Consider the following 17,096-nt stretch of genomic DNA (forward strand, 5'->3'; position numbering starts at 1 on the left):
TAAAAATTTTATTGTGTAAACTAAAATCTAACATACCTAATGTACTTCTCAGTTTCAGCTACTTGCATCGAGTGCTACGTGCTGGAATTTAGAGGATTATTTAACTATTTATAACGGCTTCATATTTTCCTACAGCTGAGTAAAGTGGTAACAATGATAGTTTCTCGATCATAGAGAGGTGAGTATTAGGCTCTTTAGTACTAGGGCCTTGACACGCTTCAGTGTTAGGCCCTAACTTCATACACTCAATGCCGTTAGCTAAAGATGTTACTCTTCTTACATTAACATTTTTAGTGCGATATGACCACCTGCAAGGACTATGTAATATTTGTTCTTTTACTCCATCCATTTCAGCTGAACACGCTTTAGTGTTAGTCTCTAACTGCACACATTTAATGTGGTCAGTTATAAATGCTACTCCTCTTTCATTAAGTTTAGCGTTATACTGTAATTGTTCAATTTGATTAGCTTGATCTCTTATCATACGTTCAAAGCTGATAGATAGATTATGTGATTCTATTTCTCTCAACATATGTGATTCTATGTGTTGCACTGTCATTAATTTTTTGTTTCTGAGTATACTTGATTCTAAGTTAAGCCGCGTAAGTATATCTAGTGCTCTTTGTTCTGCTTCCACTAGAAGATTACTTATGCCTTGATGTTCAGCTAAATCTCTTACAGTTTCACCGCAGTGATCAGGCAATAAAGTACTTGCGCCATAACATAGTAAAGTCATTACTACTATCCAGTGTCTATGTTCGAAAGCATAAGCTAAAGGAGATTGCCCTGAGCTATCCTGTGCATTAACATTTGCTCCATATAAAATTAAGGTCCTTACTACTTCCGCATGGCCACTTTTGGCAGCTTTATGTAAAGCAGTTGATTCTAAATCGTCACGTGCATTAGCATTTATTCCAGATTCTAATAGAGCATGTACCATTAGTGTATCACCATGTCCGGCAGCACAACGTAAAAACTCAGCTACCATCAATTTCATCACATCCTTCCATATTCCAAGTTGTGTTATAGCAGTTACTGCTTCTAGATAATTATATGGACAAATAGAAAGTAATATTTTCTGTGGATCATTTGTCTCAATACTTGCTCCATGGGCTATTAGATAATTCATTACTTTTCTATTGCCTTTTGCGGCAGCACAATTAAAAGGAGTCCATCCCCATGCATCCTTATGGTTAACATTTGCTTCATAGTTTATTAAGAGCTCTACTGCTTCCACATTATCATTCGTAGCAGCAATATGTAAGGGAGATCGCCCAATTAACTTATCCTCTATATCAACACTTGCTCTATATCGTGATGTGGCCTGTAATAGGATCTCTAATATTAATGTATTATTCTTTGCAGCAGCCCAATATAAAGGACTCCATCCAAATACATCTACTATCTCAATATTTTCAACAATATTCTTATCATTTTTTATTATACAATTCACCATTGCTTCATCAACATTTGCAACAGCAATATGTAAAGGAGTAAGTTTAAGCGCTCCATTCTTCTTAACATCTGCTCCATTCTCCATTAAGTACTTTGCTACTTCTTCATGGCCATTATCGGCAGCCTTATATAAAGCAGTCAATCTCGCTAGATCCTCTGCATTAACATCTGCATTATTTTTTACTAAGATTTTTGTTATTTCTATATCGCCATTTACAGCTGGCTGATATAAAGTAGTTCGTTGAGATGAATCCAACTGATTAACATTTGCCCCTTTTTCTATTAGCTTGCGTGCTACTTCTGTGTTCCTATCTTCAACAGCCCAATGTAAAGCAGTCCATTCGGAAAACGGACTTGGTGCATTAATATCGATTCCTTTTACTTTAAGCATAGCATTTATTAAATTGTTCAGCTTAAAATCAATAGCTAAATACAATAACGTGTATGAAAAGCGTTCATGCAAACAATCTACTTTAAACCAATGATTTACATCAAACTTATTTTTCTCCCACTCTCTATACACATTTTTACTTGCTCTCTTTAGTGCCTTTAGTGTCTCTAATATCTTTCCTACATCTAGCATCACTGGTACCTTTTCTGAGATCTTTCGTGCATTTAGCACATCCTCTAGCGCCACTGCTTTTGATTCTTCTGATGTCTCTTGTACACCTAACCTTTTTAGCATTCTTTTTACCATCTGTTGAGCATTTGATACCCTTGACTCCTTTAGTATCTTTTTGCTTCTTCTTTTGTCTGCGGTACATTTACCACCTTTAGTCTCTTTTTTAATGGCTCTTGTGTCTCTTGTACTCTTGGAATCTTGCTTGGTACTTCTAATCCATGCGATATCTCTTCTAACATTCTTAATATTTCTGCTTGCCCTAGTATCTTTACTTCCTTTAATAGCTCTTTTATTCTTTCAATTACATTGTCTTCACTTAAATTTACCTCTTGATCAATTACACCTAATATTAGGTTCCACTGTTCATATGTCATTACCATAGCTTTACCTCATACTATAGAGTATTTTTTGATGCTATATATTATGGTAGAATAGTCAACGCATTTTCCATAGCGTAACTTGAGAGTCTAAAAGGACTGTTATTAACTTACAGAAAACCAAGCTTGCCTGAAATCACTTAATTGATTATAATCATAGCTTTTAAGGCAGTAAAATGACAGCTTTTTTTCCTTTGGTTATTTTTTTAGTCTTATACCTTGGAAGTGGTGTCTATTTTTTCTTTATTGGAATTGATAATCCGCTTCGCCAAGTTTCACCGGTAATTTGCCTACTACCGGCGCTATTTTTTGCTGTTGCATTCAGTGCAGGTAAAATTCAACGTCACATCGATACTGTCATCGAGGGTATGGGCGATAAAAACACCCTTACTATGTGTTTAACTTTTCTATTTTCTGGAGCATTTTCTGTGGTGACTCAATCAATTGGTAGTGCAGATACTGTTGCTGATTTAATTCTCAAATTCCTTCCAGCAAGATTACTACTGCCTGGAGTATTTTTGGCTTCCGCTTTTATATCAACTGCAATTGGTACGTCTATGGGAGTTGTTGTATTAATGGTACCAATAGCTGTTAACTTAGCAAAAAATGGGGCTTTTGGTCTTGAAATAGGAACTGCAACTGTAGTTGGAGGTGCCGTATTTGGTGATAATCTTTCAATGATATCTGACACTACTATTGCATCTGTTTCTTCACAGGGGGCCACGATAAAGGATAAACTTAAAGTGAATTCTAAAGTAGCATTTGTTGCCAGCATTATAACGCTTGTCTATCTGGCAATTATGGCAGATAGTACAAAAATTATTCCTACATCAAATTTAGATTATTTATCAGTAATAAAGATTATTCCTTATATTTCTTTAATAATCATGGGGTTATTTGAAGTTACTACTTTAGTAACAATAACTATAAATATAATTGTTGCTAGTGTATTAGGGATGACTTTTTTTGACTATACTATCATTCAACTCTCTCATGACATATATGACGGTTTCAAAAAAGTAAACGAGATAGTGATATTTGCTCTATTTATTGGCGGATTGAGTCATATAATGTACAAGCAGGGTCAAAAGGCATTACACAAACTTATTGATGAAAGCAATATCACAAAAACTAAAGCTGAATTTGTAATAGCGGGCATAGCATCTATGTTTACTGTTTTAGTTGCTAATAATACCATTGCTATTTTATTAAGTGGCGATATTGCAAAAAGGCTCGCGCAAAAGCATAATATTCCGTCATACCGTAGTGCATACTTGTTAGACATTTTTGCTTGCGTTACAAAAGGCATTTTGCCTTATGGTTCCCAGCTGCTGCTAGCAGGTAGCATTGCTTCTGTCTCACCTATTTCTTTGTTAACACAAGTTTATTACTGCTTTATTTTAGCAGCAGTTACAGTAGGTGAAATAATCATCAATGGCAGACGTTGCGTGGCTACAACTTAATGTACGAAGATTTCTCTTCATATTACATTTTTGTGCCCATAAGAAACGAGTTGCCATTTTCATCAGCTACTTGGATAATAGATATGTTCACAAAATTGTTCCATTTTTCTCAATAGATTTTGGTTTTCTTTTCCCCTTATTAGCAGAGCATAAAACTTAGCTTTTTAATAAATCTCATTTTAACTCCAATACACTAACTATGAAACAATCTATATTGCCATCAAAAACGGAATTTATATTGCCAACTTCATGTCCAGTCCTTAAATCCTTTACCATTTGATATGGATGCATAACATACGATCTGATCTGACTGCCCCAACCTATATCGCATTTCTTGCCATATTCTTCGGCCATTTTCTGTTCTTTTTTTTTCAATTCAATTTGATATAAACGTCCTTTAAGTAGTTTAAGTGCTTCATCTTTATTTTTATGTTGAGAACGACCATTTTGGCATTGAGCTACAACGCCTGTTGGAATATGCGTAATACGTACCGCGCTTTCAGTCTTATTTACATGCTGACCACCTGCTCCAGAAGCACGGTAAGTGTCGATCTTTAAATCCTTTTCATCCACAACAATATCTATTGAATCTTCAATCACTGGAGTTACTCCTACACTTGCAAAACTGGTATGACGTTTACCATTTGCATCAAATGGTGATATTCTAACCAATCTATGAACTCCACTTTCGCTTTTTGCCCACCCGTAAGCTTTTTCTCCGATGATCTTTATTGTTGTAGATTTTATACCAACTGCATCACCATCTAATTTTTCTACAACTTCAACTTTAAAATTGTGATAAATTTCTGCCCATCTTGTATACATGCGCATGAGCATCTCAGTCCAATCATTGCTCTCTGTTCCACCAGCTCCTGAGTGGATTTCTAAAAAGCAGTTATTGTTATCTGCTTCACCAGTAAATAAGGATTCTGTCTCTTTGAGTTTGATTAATTTCTCTAGCTTTACTAACTCACCTTTAACTTCAGAAAAAAATTCTTCATCATTCTCATCAACAGCAGATTTCATCAAGCTGATAGAATCGTTGTAATTGCTTTCTAGCTTTGAAAACGATTCTATTTCATGCTTAATTTTAGAGCGTTCTTTTAAAATCTCTTGTGCTTTTTGATTGTCTTGCCACATATTATCATTCGACGCTTGAGAATCCAGCTCTTCAAGACGCAACTTCAATTTTTCTATGTCAAAGACACCTCCTGATAAGAGAAATACTTTTATTTAAGCCTTGAAAGTATTCAAGGATTTCTGGATGGGTTTTCATTATACTTTAGACTTTAATATATTTATTATCACTAACAATAACAGCAAACAAAATAGAAATTTAACCATATAATAGTTAATTCAAAACAATTCTATTATACTTGAATGTTCAATAAAATCAAGTGTGTATATTTATTAAAAAAATAAGGTAAAGTAATGAATATTAAAACAAGTTCTCATTATGGTTTAGACAAAAAGGCTATTGATGATTTAATAGAGTCTCTCGATAATCAAGAATTAGAGAATGTTCGTAATATTGTAAAAACGATAGATAGCGTTCAGTTAGCTTATTTTTTATCTACTTCGATCAGTGATCACAGGGAGAAATTAGTTAATATCCTCGATCAACATTTGTTAAGTGATGCCTTAGTACATGTAGTACCAGATTTACAAGTAGAGATCATAGAAATATTGGGAATAGAAAATACAGCAAAGTTACTAATGCTTCTTGATATAGAAGACATAGTAGCTATAGTGAAAGATTTAGATAGAAAGTCTATAGAAAATATACTTAACTACTTACCCAATGCAACTCAAAAATTAGTAGAGGAATTGTTATCATACCCAGAAGAAAGTGCAGGAAGGTTGATACATAAAAATATGGTTATAGCTCCATATTATTGGACGATAAATCAGCTAATGGAATTCTTACGCAACTATAAAAAAATACCAGAAACATTTTATCAAATTTTCATCATTAACTCAAAATTAGAACCCATAGGCATTTTCAACTTAAATAAGGTAATATCTCACTCAGGAGAAACAATAATAAAAGAGATAATGAGTCAAGATATAAAAATAATTAAAACTGGAATGGACCAAGAAGAAGTAGCAAGAATATTTAAAGATTACTCTCTATTATCAGCTCCAGTAGTAAATAAGAATGGTAAAATTATAGGTGTAATCCTTATTGAAGATGTAATCAAAATTGTTCAACAAGAAGCAGAAGAGGATGTGCTTAAAATAAGCGGTGTATCTTCTAAATCTGATATAAATGCCCCTATACATAAAACTATAATTAAAAGACTACCTTGGTTACTGTTTAACCTCTTAGCTGCAACAATATGTTCTATAGTAGTTGGCTTTTTCGATAACGTAATACAAAGTTTTATAGTACTGCCAATAATTATGCCAATCATTGCATCGATGAGCGGAAATGCAGGATCCCAAACAGTAACACTAACTATCCGGGCAATCGCAACAAAATATCTAACTGAGCAAAATGCAAAAAGAATACTGATGAAAGAATTTTTAATAGGTCTTATAAACGGGGTGATCTTATCTACTATTTCATTAGTAGTGTTAGCAATAAGGTTTCACAATGTCAAAGTGGAGATGATTTTTGTGGTCTCCATGATTATGATGTCAATTATTGCAACGTTCATCGGAACTTTCATTCCTATAATGCTTCATCGTTTAAGATCCGATCCTGCTGTTTCGTCTTCAATCTTAACATCAGCAACAACTGATATTCTCTCAGCTCTTATATTTTTTGGTCTAGCCACGATCTTTTTATTAAATAGCTGAATCTTGCTATCTAAAAATTGCTTTACAAGCTTTAACTGCCACGTTATCGTGACTCACAGGTGCATTGAAGAAGAAAAATAACAGTCGACAAAGAAATAAAAGTACATGAAGCTGAGCTGCTTTAGTTTTAAAATACAAACTAAAATAAAATGCTCAAACATGTAAAAGAGTTCTTGCTCTGCTAGATCTTTTTAGCTATAATACAGTTTAATGTAATGAATACATAGAATGTGAGTTAGATGCATTGTATTATATACATCATTCGGAAAGCAATCCTGACTTTTTTAAGCAAGTATTTAATTTAGTGAGAAATCAAAAGAAAGACACACTGCTACTCAGCAATCAAAGTTACCTAGGGTTACCGTGAGGTTTCTACAGTAAATTTGTAGAGCATTTTAGTACAGCTGTATAAGAATCAAATGAATTAGATATTAAAACCAATCTTCAGAAAAGAGATTTACGGTAAAATAATCAAGTATGAATATTAAAATATAGGGGGTTTTATGTTAGGTAAAGGAAATAAAGGAGAACAAGTAGCAGATGATCGAATTGATTATGTATAGTATTTTCTAAAATGAATGATAAATTACCATTATGGTATTACCAACCAAAAGTTGTAAGTCTGTACATTTATACATCAGAGGTCTGAGGCGGCTTTTGATGGTATGCCAACAGTGTTCTATGGGATTCAAATCTCACTTTTACCCACAAGTATAAAAAGCAAGTAAGATAGAGAAAAATATACTTAAGATGAGGTAAAAATGTGTGAAGTAAATAGAAATGTACAATGTGCTGATGGCTTAGGAGATAAATGGCTAGAAAAAGAGTTGAGACATGTTAATCTGGGAGATGTAAGGCTTAATACAAGACTTATTAAAACAAGCTATTTAATAGAGAATAAGGCGTCTGGGTCAATTAGTCAAAGCTGTGTAGGATGGAAAGAAGCTAAAGGTGCATACAGATTATTTAGCAATGAGAAGCTTGAAGCTAAGGAAATTTATTCTTCCCATTATAAAGAAACTATGGAAAGGATAAAAGGAAATGAGCTGGTATTTTCAGTTCAAGATACAAGTTATTTGGATTTTGACTCTCATATAAAGACTAAGGGTCTAGGTAGTATTTCTAAAGCCTATACAAAATATAAAAAGGGTTTGTTATTGCACAGTAACTTAATGGTTAACAAAGACGGATTACCTTTAGGGCTATCTTCTCAACAGTGTTGGGCACGTTCTATCAGGGAAGAAACAGCCCAAGAAAAAGCAAACAGGAAATACCGTACTGCTATAAAGGAGAAAGAAAGCTATAAGTGGATAGCGGCACTAAAAGAAACCCTAAATAACCTCGCAGAAGGTGTACAGCTTGTTACTATTGGTGATAGGGAAGCAGATATTTTTAAGTTTTTATGGACTGTTGAATCATTGGACAGTTTTTATGTAATCCGCAACCGAACTAATAGGAAATTCATCTGTATTGAAGGGGGAAAAACGGATTTGCAAACACGTATAACTCAACTGCCTGTAAAAAAGGAAATTGTCTTGAATGTTGCTGAAAATAAATACCAGATCTCAAGAAAAGCTAACATTGAAGTCAGGTATATGAAAGGCTATATACCTATCAGATCTCCTTACATTTATGGATCGAAAGATACAGAGCATAAAATAAGTGATAAAATCGCTATATATGTAGTAAGTGCCAAAGAAACAAATCCTCCTGAAAGAGTAGAAGCTATTGATTGGACTTTGCTGACTAATGTACCAGTTAATAGCACTTTAGATGCTATAGAAAGGATAAATTGGTATAAGCTAAGATGGAAAATCGAGGAGTATTTTAGGATTTTAAAATCAGGATGTAAGGTAGAAAGCTCTCGTTTAGCTACAAAAGAAAGATTAGAGAAATTAATCGCTATAAAGAGCATTATTGCATTTAATATTTTATATTTAACAAAAATCGCTTTATCGAATCCTATGGAGGTTTGTACTAAGGTTTTAAGTAATGAAGAGTGGAAAACCCTTTACATACGTGAGCATAAAGTAGCCAAATTGCCAGAAGAACCTCCAAACATAAAACAAGCTATTATTTGGTTAGGAAAATTAGGTGGATTTATGAATAGAAAAAGTGATAATTTACCAGGAACTATGACTCTATGGCGTGGTTATGAAAACCTCAGGGAAAGCATGGTTATGCTTCGCATAATGACCTCTCAAAGTTGTGGGTAAAAGTGAGATTTGAATCCCATAGAACACTGTTGGCATACCATCAAAAGCCGCCTCAGACCTCTAATGTATAAATGTATAGACTTACAACTTTTGGTTGGTAATACCATAATGGAAATTTATCATTCATTTTAGAAAATACTATAGTAAAAGGTTGGTAATTTGATCTTATAACGTCAATGGGCACACCAGCCTTTATTTTGTATGCATTCAAGCAATGTGTGACTATTACGCAACCTAAAAAAATAATCATACACTGTCTTCCATAGAGGAAAATCTTTTGCTCTACTGGCAAATACCTTTCATTATGTATTGTATAACATTAATAATTGTTCCTATTTGTGCTTTCTTGGCCACAACTTGTGCAACTCTTGGCTCAAGAAATTTCCATTCTTTGTCACTTACATCACCTGGATATATTTTTACTGATCCTATCATATTATCTTCCTGATTTCCTTTCAAGATATGTTCTAAAAAGTAGAATCCGTTCAGCAGCGTGACAAAATAAGATAGAAAAGACAGCCATAGAAATAAATGGTGTCATCCCAATATGATGCTTTCTCTGTCATCTCAGTACTTGACACTGGAATGACACCATTTTTGCTTCGATATTTACACATTAGCCATGCATCTGAACGGATACAAAAGTAGAATTTACAATTCTATCTAAAAGGATACCGAAAAAGAGCAGGAGTCCTATCTGGTAATTATTTTTAAATATGGACATGCATTGATTAGAATCGTCTGGATTGAAATTTTTGTGTTGGTGGTGAAATATGAAGCCTATGGCAAGTAAAGCAATATAAAAGATGTTATTTAATGATGATAGTATACCAGCATACAACCATGCCATTAAGGATATTAAATAAAATCTTTTCAACCAAGATTTTGTTGTATTGCCAAAATATAATGCAGTAGATTTCATTCCTAATTTCTCATCATCTTTTTTATCTTGATGAGCGTATATAGTATCATAACTAAGCGTCCAAAAGACGCATCCTATATAAAATAGCAAGGATTCTATGCTAATCTGGTTTGTTATTGCTGCTGAACCCATGAGTGATCCCATGTTGAAAGTAAACCCTAAAAACAATTGTGGCCACCAAACGTAACGCTTTAGCAAGGGGTAGATAACTATCATGCACATTGAAATTATTCCAAGTATAAGAGTAGTTTTATTGGTTAATAATAAGATTAACAGGGCAATAGACAGTAACAGTGAAAGTAAAGCCAAAGCCTGCTTTATGTTTAATGCACCACTTGCAAGTGGCCTATATTTTGTTCGTTCAACGTGCGCATCTATTTCTCTATCGAAGATATCATTGATTATGCACCCTGCGGGTCTCATTAAAAATGCACCTATAGTAAACAAAACAAGGAGAAAAAGAGCCTGATACGATAGAGAAGTTGAGGCTAAAAGGATGCCGCTTAAGCTAGAAAATAGCACAAGCCATAAACCTGTTAAACTGTGTATTCTCATTAATGAGAAATAATGGTTGAAATACATTAATTAAGTGTGATTATGCAATATTTTGCTTACATTGACAAAATTATCGAATGCTAAATCAGGCTTAAAAACTAACTCAGGTATAAATCGCAAATCAACATAACACAATATAGATTTACGTATTGACCATGCAGATTGGTTCATTTCATTAACAACAGTGCTGATATCATCATTATCATTTTGGATGTTCAATGAAGATAACACAATATATACATCTGCTTTCTTCAAATCTTTGCTTAGCTTTACATCAGATACTACTACTTTTTCATTAAGAACATTACTTTCCATTAAGACTTTTGATATTGCCCTATGTAATACCGATGCTACTTTTAGGTTTCTAATTTCCTTTTTCATATCCAGCTACTATAATTTCCTTTCTTCTTGCACTAATTGATAAGCTTCCAAAATGTCTCCAACTTTAATATCGATATTACCCTCTAGCGATATTCCGCATTCAAAATTTACACCCACTTCTTTAACATCATCTTTAAATCTACGTAGTGCTTTTAACTTTCCTTCATGCACCAATTTGCTGCCACGTACTACCTTAATTAAAGAATCTTTTTTTATAACTCCATCAGTGACATAACATCCGATTATATTACCGGCTTTGGATGCATTAAATATTTGCCTTACAGATGCAGAACCAACACGAACCTCTCGTGTAACAGGCTTTAACATTTTAGTTAGATACATCCTCATGTCTTCAATAAGCTCATATATTATATTGTAAGTATGTATTTCTATACCTCTTTGTTTTGCTAATTCTCTGATTTTTGAATCCACTTTTACATTAAAAGCTAAAATTACTGCGCTTGATGCTTCTGCAAGCAGCACATCTGAATCTGTTACTCCTCCTACTGCTTTGTGTAGAATATTTAATTTCACTTGATCTTTACCAAGCTTATCAATTGAGCTTGATATTGCTTCAATAGAACCAGTGACATCGCACTTTAAAACTACAGATAGTTCTTCTGTTTCACTATCATTACGACTGAATATATCTAAATTATTGTCGTCTAAATCTTCTTTCTTTTTCCTGATTAATTCTAACCTGTATTCAACAATTTCACGAGCCTGCCTTTCAGAGTTTACAACAACAAATTTATCTCCAGCATTTGGTACACCATTTAAACCAGTAACTTCAACTGGAGTAGAAGGTAGTGCCGCTTTTTCTCTTTGACCAAGGTGATTAATCATACTGCGTACTTTGCTGTATGTTGTACCAACTATCAATATGTCACCAATCTTTAATGTTCCTTCTTCAACTATTAATGTAGCTGATATTCCTTTAGCTTTATCTATTTTCGATTCTATCACCCATCCAAGTGCCCGACAATCCTCTATTCCTTCTAGCGTCATTAATTCAGCAATTAATAAAATTGCCTCTTCTAGTTTATCTAAGTTGATTTTCTTTTTTGCTGATACTGGCACAATTATAACATCACCACCAAGTTCTTCGGGGATGAGGTCATACTGAGGCAAACTATTAATTATTCTTTCTACATCGCCAGGTTGTGATTTATCAATTTTATTAATGGCAACTATAATAGAGACATTTGCTGCTTTTGCATGGTTTATTGCTTCAACTGTTTGTTTCATGATTCCATCATCAGCTGCAACTACTATCACAACTATATTAGTAATATTGGCACCACGTGCACGCATTGCAGTAAATGCCTCATGCCCTGGTGTATCAATGAAAGTAATTTTTTGCTTATTTTCTGTCGTTAATTGATAAGCACCTATATGTTGAGTGATGCCACCTGACTCTCTTTCTGCAACATTGGATTCACGAAATGCATCAAGCAATGATGTTTTACCATGATCCACATGTCCCATAAAAGTAACGATAGGTGGTTTTGGTCTTTTAGGTAAGTTTTCTCTGTTGCTTATGAAGAGTAAATTCTTTTCTTTATCAGCATCACTTACTCGTTTAGCCGTATGACTAAATTTTTTTGCTATTTCGCATGCTATATCTGGATCTACTAGATCATCTACTCTGTAGCTCTCCCCAACTTCTTCTTTGAGCATTTTTAGCACACTCTTGCTATCTTCTGCCATACGAATAGATAACTCCCTGATAGTTATTTTGTCTGATATAACAACTTCTCTTGATATATTTTTACCCTTAGTAAACTTTGATTGTTTGCTTCTTATACCAAATTTTTGCTTAAATACAGGGAGGTATTCATTTCTTTCATCTATTGCCTGTGTAATTACTAGCTTAGAATACTTAGAGTATATATCTTTGCTAGCTTTAAAAGACTTTTTATCATTGTTCTCATATTCAATACTATCTTCTTTTTGTTCAACTGAGTTAGTATTACTTAAAACTTCCTTATTTATTTCTTTAGGTACAGAGTGTGATTCATTTTTATCTTCAACTTCTTGATTGCTTTCTTCTTTTTTTATTTTCTCTTCTTGTTCTCTCTGATTCCTTTCTTTCAGCAAAGTAGCATTCTGTACAGCATTAATGCGGGAAATTTGTTCTTTTTCAGTTAAAGAGCCTAATTTACTCTCGTCAAATAAACTATATTCTTCTGCAGAATGAATTTTTCTTCTTTTTTTTACTATTGTAGTACCAGTACTTTGACTATCTAAAGAGTTTAAATTAATGTCTAATTTAAGCTTGCTTAAGCCTTGTAGGGTTAATTTTTTATTACTGATATCTTCATTATTCATATTGTTTTTATATTAATCCAAGCTTTTTACGTGCTTCTATGATTATTAAATCTGCTGTATCTTTTAGATTGTCTTTATTATTAGTTGAGGAAGAGAGTATGCTACAAAACTCATAATTTGATAAATCTGCTATGTCCTCTAAAGTTTTAATATTATGTTTACTAAGAGTAATTTTATTATCTATTGATAAGGCTAAGTTGATTACATCGTCTTCCATACCTAAATTTTTTAGCTCTTCTATTTTTCTATCATTCTCTGCTTTCAGGTAATTATTTGCTCTATTATGAAGTTCATTTGCAATATCTTCATTGAAGCCCTCCATTGAAGCAAGTTCCTTAATTGAAGTGTTAGATATATCTTCTACACTTGAAAAACCTTCTGTTACCAATAATTGGCCCATAATCTCTTCTAAGTTTAAAGCTTCAGCAAATAAAACTGAACATTGACTAAATTCTTTATTTCTTCTTTCTGATTCTTGCTGAGTGCTTAATATCTCAATTTTCCATCCAACAAGCTCTGAAGCTAATCTTACATTCTGACCCTTTTTTCCTATAGCTAAACTCAATTGATCTTCAGCAACTATTAACTCTATACAATTTTCATTTTCGTCAATAATGACCTTTGATACTTCTGCAGGAGTAATGGCTTTAATAACAAATTGACCCAAATCTGATGAGTAATGTATGACGTCGATTTTTTCACCGTTTAATTCGTGTATAATAGTTTTTATTCTATCTCCTTTAACTCCAACGCAAGCACCTACTGGATCGATATTCTTATCAGATGAAAAAACAGCAATTTTAGATCTTGAACCAGCGTCTCTAGCTATACCCTTAATTGTTATCAATCCGTCAGCAACTTCTGGTACTTCTTGATTCAACAATGCTTCTAAAAAGCCTTCATGAGTCCTAGAAAGAATGATTTGACGTCCATCGTCAGAGCGCTTAACAGCCTGTATGTAAGCTTTAACCTTATCGCCTTCACGAAATGACTCACCACCAATTAAGTTTCGTAAAGGGAGGTATGCTCCAATTCCGTTTATGTCTATAATAAGATCTGAATATTCTACTTGTTTAACGATGCCATACCTCATTTCTCCTACCTTATCTTTAAATTCCTCATATTGCTTTTTTAACTCTTCATTTTTGATTATTTCAGAAATCTTTTGCTGGGCAATTCTTGCTGAAACAAGATCAGTGTTAAGAGAAATCAACTCACTAATAGTATCTCCAACTTTTGCATCTTCTTTTATTAACTTAGCTTGTGTCAACTTAATTAAGTCACACTCATTTTCATTTGATTCATCATTAATGACTTTTAATTGTCTATATGAGGTAACTTTGCCTGTGTTTTTATCTATATTAACTACAATTTTACTTTTGCTACCATACTTTTGTTGAGCTACTGCTTCGATAGCACTTTTAAGTGCATTTATTATAATATTAAAATCCAAACCTTTTTGAAGTGAGAGCTCTCCCGCTGTTTTTATTACATCAAGGCTTCCAACTATGTTATTCTTGTTGTTTTTCTGCTTAACACTGCTTTTATGATTAGCAATCATATAAATAAATCCAATCTAATTAGTTATAATTATAGCTTCAACAGGTAAAGAACGCTATCTTAAATGTTAAATGATTGCTAGTTTAAGTCAAGTTTTTTCATGTCTTTGTATGATAAGCAATGCCGGAGTAAAGAATAAAGTTAAGACCGTTGCAGCTAATATTCCACTTGCTATGGTTGCTGAAATATCAACCCACCACTGGCTTGATGGAGCATCATATGTGATTTGTAGCGTAAAAAAACTGATATTTAACCTAGTAATCATCGGTATTAAACCAAGAACTGTAGTTGCAACGGTAAGTAGTATTGGCCTTATGCGAGAAATTGAAGCGTTTATTATACATTGCTTAATGTTATTTTTGCGCACCTTAATTTGCTGATGAAAGGCATCAAGCAATAGTATATTATTATACACTATAATTCCTGCTAAAGCAATTAGCCCCACTCCACACATGACAACTACAAAAACTTTCTGAATAAGAAAGAAAATGAAAAATACACATGTTGTTGATAAAAACACTGCTGTCATTACGATAAATGTATAGTATATGTTGTTAAACTGTGCCACTAGCACCAATATCATCAATGTAATTGCTAATATAAAAGCCTTTAATAAAAATGCTCCTGATTTTTGTTGATCTTCCTTGTCACCTTTGAAATCAATCTTTACTCCTTTACTACAGTCTTGAGTAATCGAATTTTGAATGAACTTAACTCTTTCATCAACAAGATAGCCAGTATCAACGTCAGCAGAGATTATTACTGTGCGTGATCCATCAATCCTACTTATTTTATTTGCTTTTTTTCGGGAACGTATTGCACTATGCCACTCATAGAATATGGTCCATTTGCTGTATTAATAAAAAGGTTATCTATAGTTTCATGTTGCGATTCTTTCTGGGAAAGCGTAGTACAATATCAATTTCTTCATCTGCGTTATTTGGTCTATATTTTCCAATTAATACTCCATTTGTAGCCATCTTTATAAAATCACCGATGGTTGCAACACTTATTCCAGAGCTTGTAGCCTTACTCTTATCAATACTCATATTCCACTCTATTTCAGGTGCTGATCTACTATCTTGAATATTTATAAATCCAGATGAAGGTTGGTCCATAATTTTTAGGATTTTCTCTGCTACTGAATTCAAGTTGGATGCACTTCCGCTTAAGTTAATTTGTATTGGCTTGTCAGCTGATGGTCCTGACTTTTGTTCGTGTGCATCAATTATTACTCCTTTTATGTTTTGCACACTGCTCCTTATATCATTTAGTATTTGCTTAGCTTTGCGCCTGCAGCGCCAATCTACAAGTTCCAATTGAATTTTGGCAATAACGTTGTCTGAAAATTTTCCTGATCGAGCATAAAAAACATAAATTTCTTTTTCAACACCCAAAATACGTTCTTCTACTTTCTTAAGTATCAAATCTCGTTCTTTGGCTGATAAGCTTTCTTTTACTTTAACGCTGATTAAAATGTTATCTGAATCTACATTCGGAAAGAACTTTAATCCAGGACCAAAAGTAAAATATAATATACTAGACAAAAATAAAACAAATACAACAACACGTACAAATTTTTTGGGGCGATCTAAGACTTTCTCTAGCATACGTACATAAGTTCTTATTATAAGCCCAGTATTTTTACCTCACCACTTTCTATAGCACTCATTCTTATACCAATTCCCGCTATACAAGCAACGAATAGAAAATAATGGAAAAAAGCCATACTGAAGTAAGTAAAATAGCGAGGTTTAGATGGCATTAAGATCAAAATTATTGGATGAAAAAGTGGTGAAATCAGCAAAAGAGATGCTGAAGAGAGTAAGAAATAATGCGTATGTTGCAAAAAAACTAAATGCTGTAATTGCAGCAAAAAAGCACAGTATAACAGCTGTAGCAAAAATATGTTGCATTTCGAGAAAGGCAATTACTACATGGATAAAGCACATAAAATTTGGAAGAGAAGAAAAATTATTTGCTCCACCTCAACGCCGTAGAAAAACTATATTGAACCAAAGTCAACTTGAACGAATTGAGTTGTGGATAGAGGAAAACCCCAATATTACTATTAGAGAAATGAGAATAAGAATCCAAGAAAGATTTGGTTTGAATATCAGCAAATCCGCAATACATCGTAATATGCAAAGAATGAAATTCTCATATATCACACCAAGACCAGTTCATAGTGGACAAGATAAAAACAAGCAAGAGGAGTTTAAAAAAAAAACTCAATGAAACTATTGTCATGCATTCTGAAAAAGAGCTATTTTTCTTCGATGAATCACGGTTTGGTACACATTCGAAAGTTGGACATGGGTGGTTTAAAAAAGGCAGTAGGACACAGGTTAAGGTAAAATTAGGTAGGGAAAATTTTTATCTCTATAGTGCAGTTAATCCCAGAAATGGAAG

At 33.4% G+C, this 17,096-nt stretch carries 13 protein-coding genes and 1 pseudogene; 4 read left to right on the top strand and 10 right to left on the bottom strand.

From position 1 onward, the window contains the following. Positions 1–100: 100 nt before the first annotated feature. Both O1Q06_RS02485 and O1Q06_RS02490 read right to left on the bottom strand, forming a co-directional pair. Positions 101–2,140 (bottom strand): ankyrin repeat domain-containing protein, encoded by a 2,040-nt coding sequence (locus O1Q06_RS02485; RefSeq protein WP_410542922.1) that lies wholly within the window; start codon positions 2,138–2,140, stop codon positions 101–103. Positions 2,141–2,181: 41 nt separating this feature from the next. Beyond that, positions 2,182–2,451: a hypothetical protein gene (locus tag O1Q06_RS02490; RefSeq protein WP_410542923.1), complete on the bottom strand. Its 270-nt coding sequence runs from the start codon at positions 2,449–2,451 to the stop codon at positions 2,182–2,184. 179 nt (positions 2,452–2,630) lie between these two features. On the opposite strand from O1Q06_RS02490, the gene O1Q06_RS02495 reads away from it, so the two are divergent. Beyond that, positions 2,631–3,917, top strand: coding sequence for a Na+/H+ antiporter NhaC family protein (locus tag O1Q06_RS02495; RefSeq protein ID WP_410542924.1), 1,287 nt, complete (start codon positions 2,631–2,633; stop codon positions 3,915–3,917). Positions 3,918–4,091: 174 nt separating this feature from the next. Here the strand turns inward: O1Q06_RS02495 and prfB are convergent. Then, positions 4,092–5,193 (bottom strand): peptide chain release factor 2 gene (prfB, locus tag O1Q06_RS02500; RefSeq protein WP_410542925.1). Its coding sequence is split into 2 segments (ribosomal slippage): positions 4,092–5,126 and positions 5,128–5,193, totalling 1,101 coding nucleotides; the frame shifts between segments, so codons are not numbered across the junction. A 155-nt stretch (positions 5,194–5,348) separates the two neighbouring features. On the opposite strand from prfB, the gene mgtE reads away from it, so the two are divergent. Next, entirely contained in the window at positions 5,349–6,719 is a 1,371-nt protein-coding gene (gene mgtE / locus O1Q06_RS02505; protein WP_010405243.1) for a magnesium transporter, read from the top strand. A 761-nt stretch (positions 6,720–7,480) separates the two neighbouring features. Next, entirely contained in the window at positions 7,481–8,935 is a 1,455-nt protein-coding gene (locus tag O1Q06_RS02510) for an IS4 family transposase (protein ID WP_410542423.1), read from the top strand. Between the two features lie 282 nt (positions 8,936–9,217). Here O1Q06_RS02510 and O1Q06_RS02515 read toward each other — a convergent pair whose 3' ends face one another. The 7 genes from O1Q06_RS02515 to O1Q06_RS02545 form a co-directional block, all read right to left on the bottom strand. Beyond that, entirely contained in the window at positions 9,218–9,394 is a 177-nt protein-coding gene (locus tag O1Q06_RS02515; protein ID WP_410542926.1) for a hypothetical protein, read from the bottom strand. 157 nt (positions 9,395–9,551) lie between these two features. Beyond that, on the bottom strand, positions 9,552–10,439 hold the full coding sequence (gene ubiA, locus O1Q06_RS02520) for a 4-hydroxybenzoate octaprenyltransferase (protein WP_410542927.1): 888 nt from the start codon (positions 10,437–10,439) through the stop codon (positions 9,552–9,554). A gap of 3 nt (positions 10,440–10,442) precedes the next feature. Continuing rightward, positions 10,443–10,793: a ribosome-binding factor A gene (locus O1Q06_RS02525; RefSeq protein WP_264374680.1), complete on the bottom strand. Its 351-nt coding sequence runs from the start codon at positions 10,791–10,793 to the stop codon at positions 10,443–10,445. A gap of 9 nt (positions 10,794–10,802) precedes the next feature. Then, on the bottom strand, positions 10,803–13,124 hold the full coding sequence (gene infB / locus O1Q06_RS02530; RefSeq protein ID WP_410542928.1) for a translation initiation factor IF-2: 2,322 nt from the start codon (positions 13,122–13,124) through the stop codon (positions 10,803–10,805). A gap of 7 nt (positions 13,125–13,131) precedes the next feature. Then, positions 13,132–14,685: a transcription termination factor NusA gene (gene nusA, locus O1Q06_RS02535; protein ID WP_410542929.1), complete on the bottom strand. Its 1,554-nt coding sequence runs from the start codon at positions 14,683–14,685 to the stop codon at positions 13,132–13,134. A gap of 87 nt (positions 14,686–14,772) precedes the next feature. After that, positions 14,773–15,525 (bottom strand): efflux RND transporter permease subunit, encoded by a 753-nt coding sequence (locus tag O1Q06_RS02540; RefSeq protein WP_410543138.1) that lies wholly within the window; start codon positions 15,523–15,525, stop codon positions 14,773–14,775. A 31-nt stretch (positions 15,526–15,556) separates the two neighbouring features. Next, complete coding sequence (locus O1Q06_RS02545) at positions 15,557–16,294, bottom strand: efflux RND transporter permease subunit (protein ID WP_410542930.1); 738 nt, start codon at positions 16,292–16,294, stop codon at positions 15,557–15,559. A gap of 148 nt (positions 16,295–16,442) precedes the next feature. On the opposite strand from O1Q06_RS02545, the pseudogene O1Q06_RS02550 reads away from it, so the two are divergent. Next, positions 16,443–17,088 (top strand): annotated as a pseudogene (locus tag O1Q06_RS02550) (IS630 family transposase); the annotation flags it as partial. Positions 17,089–17,096: the final 8 nt, after the last annotated feature.

Origin of the sequence: Wolbachia endosymbiont of Tetranychus urticae (assembly GCF_046529255.1) — a bacterium.
Classification (GTDB): domain Bacteria; phylum Pseudomonadota; class Alphaproteobacteria; order Rickettsiales; family Anaplasmataceae; genus Wolbachia.